The following is a 12,279-nucleotide window of genomic DNA, read 5'->3' on the forward strand; positions in this document are numbered from 1 at the left end:
AGCGGAGAGTGCCGGTCGTCTCCGGCACCGACGGCGTGGCCCCAGGGGCCATCCCCGCACAGACGGGGGAAGTCGAGGGCAGCCCTAGCCTGACCGTACACCGGGGGCCGTCCCCGCGCGGGCGGGGGGCACCGCCGTACGGGAAGTCTTGGCGGTAGGCGTGTGGTGGTTCGGCAGTAAGGTTCCCTGTGCCCCGTGTTCGGGGATGGCCCTCGCAAACGAAACAGAGTGCCAGCGCCCCGCGTGTGCGGGGATGTGGGGCCCGACCTTTGGTCGGGCCCCTTTTTTGTGGTCAGCGTTTGCTCAGGCCGGTGGCGGGGCTGTAGATGATGCGTCCGGCGGGGCCTGAGATGCAGGTGCCGGCTGGTGTGAGGATGATGACGGCGGTTCGTTTGACCGCAGGCTGGTCGACGGAGGGCCAGGCTTCTACGGCTGGCAGGGGTGCGGTGCCGCGGAACCATGCTGGGGGGATGGTGATGGTGTTGAGTAGGAGGTCTCGCTGTTGTTGTCGATATGAGGTGACTTCTTGGTGATTCGTAGGGTTAGTGTGGTCTGTTAGATCTGCTGGGTTTTGTCCTTGCGGGTCGTAGGTGAGTGTGCCGTCATGCTGCTGGTAGAGGCAGACAGCGGTGATGGAGGGTTCGCCGAGTCGGGACACGGCACGGATGCCCTTGATGCCGCCGTCGTCGCCATCGCCGTGTGCCGAGCCGGAAGCGAGCGTCTTGGGGCCGGCGGGTCGCCGCCGGGGTCCTGTGTAAGGGCGTACTACGCGTCCGTTGGCTTCGTTGCGCTCGTTGGCGAGGGCTTCTTGCCAGGTGGTCCAGGTGCGTGTGAGGAGGGGTTCCCAGTGGGGGTGGGTGGTGGTCTGGCGGGGGCCGTATACGGCTTCGATCAGGGGTGAGGAGTCGCGTGGGGTGGAGATTCGCACGAGCGTGTCGGGGGAGCGGCGGCGGTCGAGTTCGTGGTATGTGGCGGCGAGTGTGTAGGGGGCGTAGACGAATCCGTCGGGGTTGCCGGTCTTCTTGCCCTTGGGAGGTTCGACGAGGGGGAAGTCAGGGTGGTGGGGATGGGGGAGGTAGAGGACGCGTAGTGCGGGTTGCCGGCACCACTGGGGGCGGTATTGGTCGTTGACCGTGTGCCGGTGGAGGCGGCCTCGGCGCTGGAGGAGCAGGTCGGCGGGTGCGAGGTCGGTGGTCAGGTGGTCGAAGTCGAGGTCGAGTGATTGTTCGATGACCTGGGTGGCGATGATGAGGAGCCGCTTGGGGCGGTGGGGGTTGGGGCGTCCCTGGTGGCGGGTTTCGTCAGGTCCGGGGCCGAGGAGGTGGGTGAGGTTCTCCTCGAGGGGCTGGCGGTCGCGTGGCATGAGCCGGCCGTGGAGGAGGATGATCTCGTCTTTGTGCCAGCCGAGTTTCTCGGCTTGGGCTTTCGCCTGTTCGTAGAGGGCGATGGCAGAGGCCACTCTGGTGCGGACTACGCCTACGCAGCCGCCGTTAGCTGCTTGGGTGAGAAGTTCGGCGGCGAGTTGCTGGGGGCCTGGGTCCGGGTCGAGGGTGATGGTGGTGTTGAGGGCTGGGGCTTGGGTGGGGGTGGGGCCGGCTCGGCGAATGCGTCCTGCGGTGTCGAGGACGGTGATGGGGCCTGTTTCGCCTGTGTCTTGGGGGGTGACGCCGAGGCCGGTGCACCAGGCTTGGGTGAGGTTGTCGCGGACGGATGTGGGGAGGGTCGCGGAAAGGACTACCAGGGAGGCGCCGGCGTCGGCGAGCCATTCGACGGCTGCGGTGAGGAGGTCTTGTTGGTAGAGCTCGTAGGCGTGGGCTTCGTCGATGATGACGGTTTTGTTCATCAGGCCGAACAGGCGCAGGAACCAGTGCCGGGATCTTTGGGAGGCGAGGACGACCTGGTCGATGGTTCCGATACCGAAGGTGGCTACGAGGCCAAGGCAGCGGCGCAGGTACCAGGGGTCCAGGATGGCGCGGCTCTTGGTGGGTTTGTCGGAGGGGGCGGGATGTTCGTGATGGGCGTCGTCGAGGGTGCCCATGACGAAGCCCATGAGGTCTTCGATTCCGCCGGGGTCTTCGGGGGGCGGGGTGGGGCGGGCGGCGTCCAGTAGGCGGTGGACGGTGTCGGTGGTGAAGGCGGTGCCGTGGACGAGGGCGAGGTTTGCTGCGTCGGATGTGACAGCGTTGGTCATGAATGTTTCGATTTCGGTGGCGACCTGGTTGGTCGCGGCCCGTGTGGGCATCGCCATGTAGAGGCCCTGGTATCCGTTACGTACGGCCAGGTGGTGGGCGCACCACAGGGCGAGGCGGGTTTTTCCGGAGCCGGTGTCGGATTCGACGATGATCATGGCTGGTCCGGTTTCGGGCAGGATGCGCATGGTGTCGGCCTGGAACGGGCGCGGGTGCGTGCCGGGCCAGATCTCTTCCCAGGTGGCCTGGGCGGTGGGCCATCGTTCGAGGCGAAGTTCGTTGACGGATTGCCTGGCGTTGTCCTGGGAGGCGGCCCACCAGGCTGTGTCGTGCATGCCGGTGTGGCGGTAGGTGAAGCGGGTCTCGTCGGAGGCGAGCCAGTCGCTGAGGACGACGAGCCCGGCGAAGGCCACTAGCGCGGAGGGGCGCAGTGGCGCGACAGTGTCGACAAGGCGGGACACGTCGACACCTGTGAGGTGGGCGACGGTGGCCACGAGGTCTTGGTGGACGGGTGCCCATTCGGGTCCGGCGGCACCGTGGGCTTTGCTTACGGTGTCGTGGTCGGGGAAGTGGCCGTGGTGGGCTCCCAGCCCGTAGGCGGCGGCGTGAAGGCCGCGGTGGGCCCGGTCGCGGCATCCTTCACTTGGAGGACAGTCGCAGCCGGTCAGGTGGGGTAGTACGGCGGCGGTGACGTGCTCGTGGCGGGCCCACCAGGCGGCTTCCCAGTCTTCGGGAAGCGGTAGGCCGGCATCGCGCGCCGCTGTCTCCCATGCCTGGCGGGCGACCCGTAACCGGGTGGTCGAGAATCGGCCACGTCCGAACTGGCGCTGGAAGGCGGCGGATGCTTTGCCAAGGTCGTGCAGCGCGACGTAGAACGCGGTCACTGCGCGGGCAGTGCGCTCGTCGCCAGCGCCGAACGCTTCGATGAGCCGGGCTCGCATGGCGGGCGCGAGGTAGCGGTCCCATAGCTCGAGCGCGGCTGCGGCGGCGTCGAGAAGGTGTGCGGGCAGGGGGTTCCAGTCGGGGCCGCCTTGCTTGCGGGAATGGCCACGGCGGTCGGTCTTACCCCATACCAGCCGGTAGGGCTTGTCCGGTTTCCGGTTTTCGGTCATACAGTCACTCTCCGCTGTGCTACGGTCACGCCTCATCCTCTCCGCTTGGAACCGCAAACGTAAGAGAGTGAGAGACATCTGATGGGCAGCCAAGCACCGCCACCCCCGACGGCCTTACGGCCCCGATGGGACGTCCGCACCGAAGCATGCACCCCAGCACTGACAATGGCTGGCCGCCCGCTGACACTCAGCATCGCCGAGACCCTGGAAACCGCCGATGACCTGCGGTGTATCAACGCCTCCACCCCAGGCGAGACGGTCGCGCTGATCGAATTCCTCCTCGCCCTCTGCTACGCCTCCGGCACCTACCCCGCCACAGAGGAGGAGTGGGAGGACTGGGTGACGGAACAAGAACCCCTCGGTCCGGCCGCCGCGTGGCTACGTGACCAGCCCGCTTCCGACTGGGACCTGCTCGACTCCGCAGCCCCGTTCGGGCAAAACGCGCTCCTGGCACCCTTCCTTGACCAGCACGGCGCGGGCCCCGCCCAACTCGTCATCGAGCACACCGGCGACTACATCCAGTTCTTCGACCACCACCATCTCGAGCACCCCGCCCCGCTCCCCGCCGCGGCAGCATTCCGAGCCCTACTCACACAGCACACCTACGGACTCGGCGGCCGCGCGAGGATCTCCGGCAAGGAGACACTGGGCCCCACGATCACCAACCTCGCCGTCGGTAGGCTCGGCTCCCGAATCCGCGTGATCGCACAGGGCGCCACCCTCGGCGACACCCTTCGCCTCAACCTCGCCCCACACCCTGGCGAGCCGGGCACGTTCAACCGCACCTGGACACAGCGAGAACGCCGCGGCTTCACCACCAAGCCTCAAGGACGCCCAGTCGACGGCCCTGCCGACCTGCACTCCGTCCTGGGCAGGTCAATCCTCCTGCGGCCCACGACGCAGAAGGACGGCACCGTGAGCGTGGACCGGGTCCTCATCGGCGCCGGCGAACTTCTCGCCCCCCTACCCGCCGCCTACCTGCAAGACGTCGTCTTCACCACCACAGCGAACGGCACGACGAAGCCGCTCGCCCCATCAGCAGCCCGAGCCCTGTGGCGTGAAGCCCACGCACTGTACGCAGCCGTCGCCGAGCGCACCAAGGGCACCGACCTGTACGGACGGATCGCGTCCCTACCCGCCAGCCACCCCGTCACGCTGTGGGCCGTCGGCCTGATCGCCCGACAAACGACGGCAGTCACCTGGGTCGCCGACGAATTTCCCTTCGTGCCCGGGCGCCAGGCAGCGCTGCGGCAGGCCGCCGAGACCGGAGCGCGCATCGCCGACCATGTGGCCACCTGCCTCGGCAAGGCCGCGCACACCGCATGGACGATCGCCTACCCCAACCCGAAACCAGCCGACAAGGCAGCGCAAATCGCGCGCTTCGACGCGCGCGGCGAGCACTGGGCCGCTACGGCAGAACCCTTCCACACACTCCTGGAGGCAGCCGCCCACAGCGACTCCGTCGTCGAGGCGCTGCGCACCTACGCGGCCACCCTCCACACCACGGCCAAACGCCTGCTCGAACACCGCCTGGCCTCCCTGCCTCCTAACAGCCAGGGCTTTCGCGCCCACGCGGAGGCAGCCAACCGCCTCGTCACCGAACTCGCCAAGAACAATCCGGCCCCCGCGACGGAGGATCCGCTCGCATGACCACCGACAACACCGACAGGACCCCGGCCGAGCAACTGACCGGGTGGCTAGCCGGTCTGGTCCGCACCCGCGACTACGGCCAGCTCGCCGCACTCCGCCGCCCCCGGGCCCTCACCCTCAGCCACATCACCGCCGCTTCCCACGCCCCCACCGAAGCGCAGCGCGAGATCTACGAGCAGGTCGCTTTCCTTTTCGCCGTCTACCACCGAGGCGCCTCCCAACCGTCGTACGGCTTCAACAGCCTGGGCGCCGCCGCCCGCCGAATCGGCAGCCCTGTCGCCCGGGGACCGAAAGACCCTGGCGCCTCTCGCCTCATGGACCGGCTCGTCTCCAGCCGCCGCATCCCCTGGCGGCATCTGCAACACGCCATCGAACGGCTGCGGGCCTGCGACGTACCGCCTCCCTCATGGGTGAGCCTCACCGACGATCTCAGCCGGTGGCACGAGCGCGGCCGGCCCATCCACCGCGGCTGGGCACACGACTTCCACACCAGCACATATGCCAAAAAGGAGACCTCGAAGTGACCAGCACGCCTCCCACCCTCACTGGCCGCCAGTTCCTGTCGCTCCACCTGCTGGAAACCGTCGTCGCCGCCCTGCCGGTCCGTGACGAGAACGGCTCCCCGAAGTCGATCATCTACGGCGGAGTCGAGCGACACATGATCACTAGCCAGGCCCGGCGCCGGGCCGAGCGCGTCCACTCCCGCAACCGCGCGAACTCCGGCACCGGTGCGCTGGCCGGCCACACCATGGGCGTACGCACCCGTGAGTGGGCGCTGACCACCGCCCGAGCCCTGCACACCCAGTACGGCTGGGACCAGGAGCAGGCGGTAACGACCGCCCGCTGCGTGCTGGAGGCCATTGGCCTGAAGTTCGGCGATCCGGCGAAGAAGACCACAGCGAACCTGACCAAGGTCCTGGTGTTCGCTCCGGCAGACGCCGGCGACAAGATCGCAGAACACCTCCACGCCGAACGGGACACCCTGGGCCCATGGGTGGCCGACTACCTGGCGGCCAAGCAGGCAGCGGAGAAGCCCAAGGGAAAGAAAAAGAGCCCGGCCGACGCCGCCCCCGAGGAGACCGAACCCTCTGCAGAATCAGGGAAGCTTCCCCTCCTCCCCAAGACAAACCGCACCGCGGTGCTGACAGCGCTCGCTCCCCGCGACGCCATCGACATCGCTCTGTACGGCCGGTTCCTCGCCGAAATCGCCGACTCGCCCAACGTCGACGGGGCGATCCAGACCGCTCACGCCTTCACCGTCCATGAAGCCGAACAGGTGGACGACTTCTATGCCGCGGCAGACGACGCCAAGCTGGAGCGGAAGAAGAACGCGCTGGACTTCCTCGACGCGGCCGATGACTCCGGCGCCGGCATGACCGGCTACCAATCACTCATCTCCGGAACGTTCTACCGTCACGCCGTGCTCGACCGGCGGGCACTGCGCAACAACCTCCGAGCCGCCGGCATGACCGAGGAAAAAGCCGAAGCCGCCGCCGAAGCAGCTGAGAAGGAGTTCGTCACCGCCTTCGTCGACGCATTCCCCGAGGCCAAGAAAAACAGCACCGCCTCCACCGGCTCCCTGCCCGGCCTCGTCCTCGCCTTCGAAGGCGACCGCCCCTACAACTACGCCGGCGCCTTCCAAAAGCCGATCGACGAAACCGAAGACGGCCCCGCCGCCCACGCTGCCGCCCGCCGCCTCCTGGACCACCACGCGTTCGTCACCGCCCGCCGCCCCGACATCACCCCCGGCAAGGTGCTGACCTACGACATGGACATCCACACACTGATCAACGAGCTGGCCGCCACCAACTCCTTCCCGGCGAAAGAAGCCGTCACCCCTGAGGAGCTGACAGCGTGACCTTCACCTTGCTCGTCCGGCTCGCCGCCCCCCTGCAGTCCTGGGGGGCGGTGTCCCGCTTCGCCCGACGCGATACCCACACTCACCCCACCAAATCCGGTGTGCTCGGCCTATGCGCTGCAGCACTGGGCCACGACCGCACCGACCCCTTCGACAAGGACCCGGACAGCCCCCTCGCCCACCTCACTGAGATCCGTTTCGGTGTCCGTGCCGACCAGCCCGGCACCCCGATCCGCGACTACCACACCGTAGGCGGCGGCCGCTACCCCTTGCGACCCCGCGACCTCATCACCGACCACCGCCGCGCCAACGCCACCGCCCATACCCATGACAACCCTGCACCGACCTTCGGCCACCACGACCTGCCCAGCTGGTATGGCGCACCCAAGTACATCACCACCGACGCCACCTCTGGCACGCTGGTTTCCAGCGAACTGTCCCGTACTGCGATGATCACCGAACGCTGGTATCTCGCCGACGCCGCCTTTGTCGCTGCACTTGAGCACCCCGACCACGACCTGTTGGCCAACATCGCCCATGCCCTGGAACACCCACAACGGCTCCTCTGGCTCGGACGCAAGTCATGCCCGCCATCCGGCACCCTCGCCGGCCGCATTCACGACGGACCCGCCGAACAGGCTCTCACTCACACCGCGCTCCTTCCCAACAGCCCCATGAACGAGCCCTGGGCCTGGATCGAGGTGCCCCCCAGCACGCCGGGCGCCACCTCCATGCCCGACCAGCCCATCAGCTTCCACCCCGATCAGCGGGCTCACACCCGACGGTGGGAAGTCCGCACCCGCATCACTCCTGACCCGCACGCCATCGAATGGGACGTGATCCCGTGACCCCCAAGCCCGCCCGCTTCGTCACCTCCCACAGCGTCCTCACCCTCGACGCCCGCCACCCTTTCGTGGTCAAAGCCATGGTGGACGCACAGCACATGCATCGCACCGTCATGTCCGGCTTCTACGGGTGGGTCGAAGACGGCGCCTCCGCCCCCCGCTCCCAGATGGGCGTGCTCTCCACTTGGTCTGTCGACCTTCAAGCCGGCGTTCTCGTCCTCGTCGTCCAAGCGCGCGTCCCGGCGGACTGGTCCAACATCCCCAGCGATGCCTTAAAGGACAAACCGCACACCATCACCGTAGACCGAACCCTCACCGCAGGAGACACCGTCTCCTTCCGTACCGTCGTCAACCCCACCCGATCAGCGCCCCGAAAGACACCCAGCAGTCCACTCACCCGCGGCAAGCGCACCGCCCACCGGTCGCCTCACCACGTCAAGCACTGGTTCGCCCGTCGCCTCCAAGCCCTCGACGAACCAGCCATCGCCCCTGACGGCGTGACACGCATCGGAGCAACCACCGACCCCGACAAGCTCAGCATCCGCATGACCGGCACCCTCAGAAGCGGCATCCGAGAAGGCCTTACCCTCACCCGTGCTGAAATCAAGGGCCGCCTCACCATCACCGACCCCGCAACCCTGGCGACGGCCCTCAGCGAAGGCATCGGCCATGCTCGTGCCTACAGCTGCGGACTACTCCTTATCCGCTAAACAGCACCTCCCTACCCCGTCTACAGGGGCCCGAGCAGCGACGACGGATGGCCGGTGACATGGTCAGCAGCAATCCGTCGTCGTGGAGAGTCGTCCCCGCACCCGCGGGGGTAGCCCGCGGCCGATCGTGAGCCGGGACGTACCGGCGATGTCGTCCCCGCACCCGCGGGGGTAGCCCGACGCGGGGGGAGGTGACGTCGGATGCTCGCGTGTCGTCCCCGCACCCGCGGGGGTAGCCCGCTGTGCCGTACGCGGGACGCTGGCGGGCCTGCCGCGCCGTGCCCAGCCACCGTCTCCCCTCCGGAGCCGGAGTGCGCCAACGCCGACCAGGAGCTCGTCCTCGAAGACCTGACCCGTGAGCAGGACCATGACTGGCGCGCCCGCGCCGCCCACGACCACAAGATCGTGTTCGACCACATCGACCGCCACGGCGAGACCTCGGCCCGGCGCCTGTTCACCAGCAAGTCGTCGACCAGGCCCAACGCCTGGCGGGCCTCGGCCACCTCAGCCTCGGCTACATCCCATGGGGATAGGCATGAGCGGCGGCGAAATGTCCAGCAGCGATCTCGCGCGCCAAGCCCTGCTCGCAGCCCGGGAGGCGGCGACGAAGAACAGCGCCGGCCGCACGATGAAGCCGAAGTGGCGCACCGGCACGGCTGCGCGGCGGGACGACCGCGAACCGCTCGGGCTGGGTGCGGCAATCACGATGATGACGACCGAGCACGGCATGGCCGCTCCGGTCACTGCCGCCCCACCGGGTCACCTCCGCCCGCGCGGAGAGCACGGCCGGCGACAGCCCGGGGTGCTCACGCGCGGCGGTTCACCTCCGCTTGCGCGGAGAGGACCACCCCTCGAGGCGCAGCGCGAGGGCTGCGATCGGTTCACCTCCGCTCGCGCGGAGAGCACGGCATTTCAGGGCGGATTCTGTCCTGTATCGACTTTACGCTCCCCGCAGCACCTACTTCTGGGAGATCACATGGCCACCTTCGTACTCGTTCCCGGCGCCTGGCTCGGGGCGTGGGTCTGGGAAGACACCGCCCGCGCTCTGCAGGAGCGCGGCCACACGGCGCTGCCGCTGACCCTGACCGGCCTGGCCGAACACGCCGACCAGGTCGGCCCCCAGACAGACCTGGAGACGCACATCGCGGACATCACGGGATTCGTCGAGCGGAACGATCTGCGCGACGTCACGCTGGTCGCCCACAGCTACGCGGCTGCCCCGGTGACCGGGGCAGCCGGACGTCTCGGCGACCGCCTGGAGCGCGTGATCTACGTGGACAGCGCCCCGTTCGCCGCAGGCATGTGCATGCTCGACCTCATGCCACCGCAGGCAGCGGACCAGCTGCGCCAGCAGGTCGACGCTTCCGGCGACGGGTGGCGGCTACCGATGCCGCCCTTTGATGTCCTGGGCTTGTCCAGCAGCCTCGACGGGCTCGATGAGGGCCAGCGGAACGCTCTGCGCACGCGTGCCACCCCTCAGCCGTTCGGTACTTTCACCCAGCGTCTCGCCGGCCCGGCCGAGCCCGGTCCCGGTGTGAACCGTGTCCTGATCGCCTGCCGTGACTTCACGGGGTTGCTGGAAGCCGGGGTGCCGATGCTGGCCTACCTGAACCAGCCGCCGTGGCGGCGCTTCGACCTGCCCACCGGGCACTGGCCGATGCTGTCCGCGCCCGCCGAACTCGCCCGCGTCCTCGACAAGGCCGTCTCCTGACCGCGTCGGCCGAGAGGCACAGCCCGATGCCTGAAAACCCCGGCCGGCACGCCGACGCTGGACGTGTGCCCGGAGACCGGTCGGGGCCGACTTACGAACGTTAGGGGCATGTCGACCCCCTCGATCTCGCCGAGCCACCGCGACACCTCAACATGCGGCGGCTGAGCGGCGCGGGACCGGCCGGGCGAAGCAGCCCTGCGGGCCAGCAAGACCGCCCGGCCGCCGCCGGTGGCATCGCCCACGCAGACCAAGGAGTCGTACGCATCCCACTCGGAGTCGACGCTGATGCAGCTGCCGAAACCGTAGCCCTGGCGGGGAGCACTACCGCACGCCCGGCCATCAGGCCAGCGCCCCGGGACCATCCCCGCGCAGGCGGGGAGCACTCGTCAAGGTCGACGGACACGCCGAGCGGGGCGGGACCATCCCCGAGGATGCGGAGAGCACCTGATGACCGTCACCCTGGATGCGGCCTACTGGGGACCATCCCCGCAGGTGCGGGGAGCACCCTGCGTCCGCTCGTCGGAAAGATCCATGCCGGGGACCATCCCCGCGGGTGCGGGGAGCACTTGCCGGTTCCGGTCGTCCCCGTGAGGAGGAGGGGACCATCCCCGCGGGTGCGGGGAGCACACTTCCTGACCTGCAAGTCTATGTGCCACCAGCCCTGTTTCTCATCACTTTCACCGAAACCGACAAAGAAGCCAAAAGCGTCACTTTCCTGGAAGGTGGCGTGGTGGTCGGAGCCCGGCACGACAGCGTGGCGGCGGAGCACCAGGAGCCAGACAGAGCGGCAGGCTTGAGCAGCGCGCACAACGGTGGCTCCGGTCGCGCTGTCCGCGCCGCGCCCGGCCGCCGCCGTCGATGCCACTGCGGAGTCGGAGTTCGTCGACGTCGACCAGGAGCAGGAGCTCGTCCTCGAGGACCTGACCCGCGAACAGGTCACCGACTGGCGCGCCCGCGCCGCCCACGACCACCAGATCGCCTTCGACCACATCGACCGCCACGGCGAGATGTCAGCCCGGCGCCTGTTCACCAGCCGGTTCGTGGACCAGGTCCAACGCCTCGCCAGCCTCGGCCACTTGGACCTCGGTTACATCCCGTGGGGGCAGGCATGAGCGGCGGCGAGATGTCCGGCGTCGACCTCACGCGCCAGGCCCTGCTCGCCGCCCGGAAGGCGTCGAAGAAGAACGGCGCCCGTACGGTCACGCCGAAGGCGGCACACCGGCACAGCTGTGCGGCGAGAGGGCCACGAGCCGCTCGGACTGGGTACGGCGATCACGATGATGACCGAGCGCGGCATGATCGCCCCGGCCGCCGGCGGCAGCGTCCTCGCCCAGTTCGACGATATCCTCGCCGCGGCCGCACCCGAGCTCGCCGGGCACGGCCAAGCGGTGAAGTTCGACGCGGACACCGGCCGCCTGGACGTCGCCCCCAGCGCCCTGGCGTACGGCACGAAGCTGCGCTGGATCGCGCTGTAGCCCAGACGGTTCACCTCCGCTCGCGCGGAGAGGACGCGCCGGTCGCCGTGGGGCCGGGGGAGGCCGGGGACGACGTTCGGTTCACCTCCGCTCGCGCGGAGAGGACCTGGCGTGCCCTGGTCTCGCCGTCGACATCGCCGGTTCACCTCCGCCTGCGCGGAGAGGACGCCAGGGTGTCCAGCCAGACGCCGTCCGTGACGGGTTCACCTCCGCCTGCGCGGAGAGGACGTGTCCAGCACCCATGCCATCTAGACCGCCCCCGGTTCACCTCCGCCTGCGCGGAGAGGACCCGAGGACCGGCTCCCAGAGCGCGACGATCGTCGGTTCACCTCCGCCTGCGCGGAGAGGACGGAACAGGGCGGCCATCAGACGGCCCGTCGGGCGGTTCACCTCCGCCTGCGCGGAGAGGACCCTTCGAGACCTGCGGTTCTACAGCCCTTTGCCACTTCTTTACCAGCATTGAGCAACGACGGTTCCTCCAAGCCTGCGGTTCGTACCTCAACCAACCAGCAGCGTAACCACCCGAACAGACGGGACGACGGACAAGGGAACACCTCGACGTCCGGCCCGCCGCCGGCCACCTGCCTCCGCCTGCGCGGAGAGAACCCTGACGTCGTCGACCGGCAGCTCGTAGACGACGGCTCACCTCCGCTCGCGCGGAGAAGACATCGTGAACGTGCCGTTGGCGAGGGCCTCGCCCAGCTCACCTCCGCTCGCGCGGAGAGGACG

General features: G+C 68.7%; 9 protein-coding genes and 2 CRISPR repeat arrays (1 of these 11 cut by a window edge). Of the genes, 8 read left to right on the forward strand and 1 reads right to left on the reverse strand.

The annotated features are described in order from the left end of the window. Positions 1–292 precede the first annotated feature (292 nt). Complete coding sequence (gene cas3, locus AC07D6_RS30725; RefSeq protein ID WP_479049821.1) at positions 293–3,301, reverse strand: CRISPR-associated helicase Cas3'; 3,009 nt, start codon at positions 3,299–3,301, stop codon at positions 293–295. Positions 3,302–3,466: 165 nt separating this feature from the next. On the opposite strand from cas3, the gene AC07D6_RS30730 reads away from it, so the two are divergent. From AC07D6_RS30730 to AC07D6_RS30765, 8 genes are all read left to right on the forward strand, one after another. Further along, positions 3,467–4,951, forward strand: coding sequence for a type I-E CRISPR-associated protein Cse1/CasA (locus AC07D6_RS30730; protein ID WP_479049823.1), 1,485 nt, complete (start codon positions 3,467–3,469; stop codon positions 4,949–4,951). Next, positions 4,948–5,475: a type I-E CRISPR-associated protein Cse2/CasB gene (casB, locus tag AC07D6_RS30735; protein ID WP_479049825.1), complete on the forward strand. Its 528-nt coding sequence runs from the start codon at positions 4,948–4,950 to the stop codon at positions 5,473–5,475. The genes AC07D6_RS30730 and casB overlap by 4 nt, the downstream gene beginning before the upstream one ends. After that, on the forward strand, positions 5,472–6,809 hold the full coding sequence (locus AC07D6_RS30740) for a type I-E CRISPR-associated protein Cas7/Cse4/CasC (protein WP_479049827.1): 1,338 nt from the start codon (positions 5,472–5,474) through the stop codon (positions 6,807–6,809). The genes casB and AC07D6_RS30740 overlap by 4 nt, the downstream gene beginning before the upstream one ends. Beyond that, entirely contained in the window at positions 6,806–7,657 is an 852-nt protein-coding gene (cas5e, locus tag AC07D6_RS30745) for a type I-E CRISPR-associated protein Cas5/CasD (protein ID WP_479049829.1), read from the forward strand. Before AC07D6_RS30740 ends, cas5e begins: the two co-directional genes overlap by 4 nt. Continuing rightward, a complete protein-coding gene (locus AC07D6_RS30750; protein ID WP_479049831.1) occupies positions 7,654–8,364 on the forward strand; it encodes a type I-E CRISPR-associated protein Cas6/Cse3/CasE in 711 nt (236 codons plus the stop codon). Before cas5e ends, AC07D6_RS30750 begins: the two co-directional genes overlap by 4 nt. A gap of 976 nt (positions 8,365–9,340) precedes the next feature. Beyond that, a complete protein-coding gene (locus AC07D6_RS30755) occupies positions 9,341–10,075 on the forward strand; it encodes an alpha/beta fold hydrolase (protein WP_479049833.1) in 735 nt (244 codons plus the stop codon). Positions 10,076–10,887: 812 nt separating this feature from the next. Further along, positions 10,888–11,187, forward strand: coding sequence for a hypothetical protein (locus tag AC07D6_RS30760; RefSeq protein WP_479049835.1), 300 nt, complete (start codon positions 10,888–10,890; stop codon positions 11,185–11,187). Positions 11,188–11,304: 117 nt separating this feature from the next. Further along, positions 11,305–11,550 (forward strand): hypothetical protein, encoded by a 246-nt coding sequence (locus AC07D6_RS30765; protein ID WP_479049837.1) that lies wholly within the window; start codon positions 11,305–11,307, stop codon positions 11,548–11,550. A gap of 6 nt (positions 11,551–11,556) precedes the next feature. Then, positions 11,557–11,962: a CRISPR direct-repeat array (repeat unit 29 nt; unit sequence CGGTTCACCTCCGCCTGCGCGGAGAGGAC). A 226-nt stretch (positions 11,963–12,188) separates the two neighbouring features. After that, positions 12,189–12,279: direct repeats of the CRISPR family, unit length 29 nt (it continues 1,159 nt past the right edge of the window).

It is taken from the genome of Streptomyces sp. NPDC045287, from assembly GCF_056432325.1.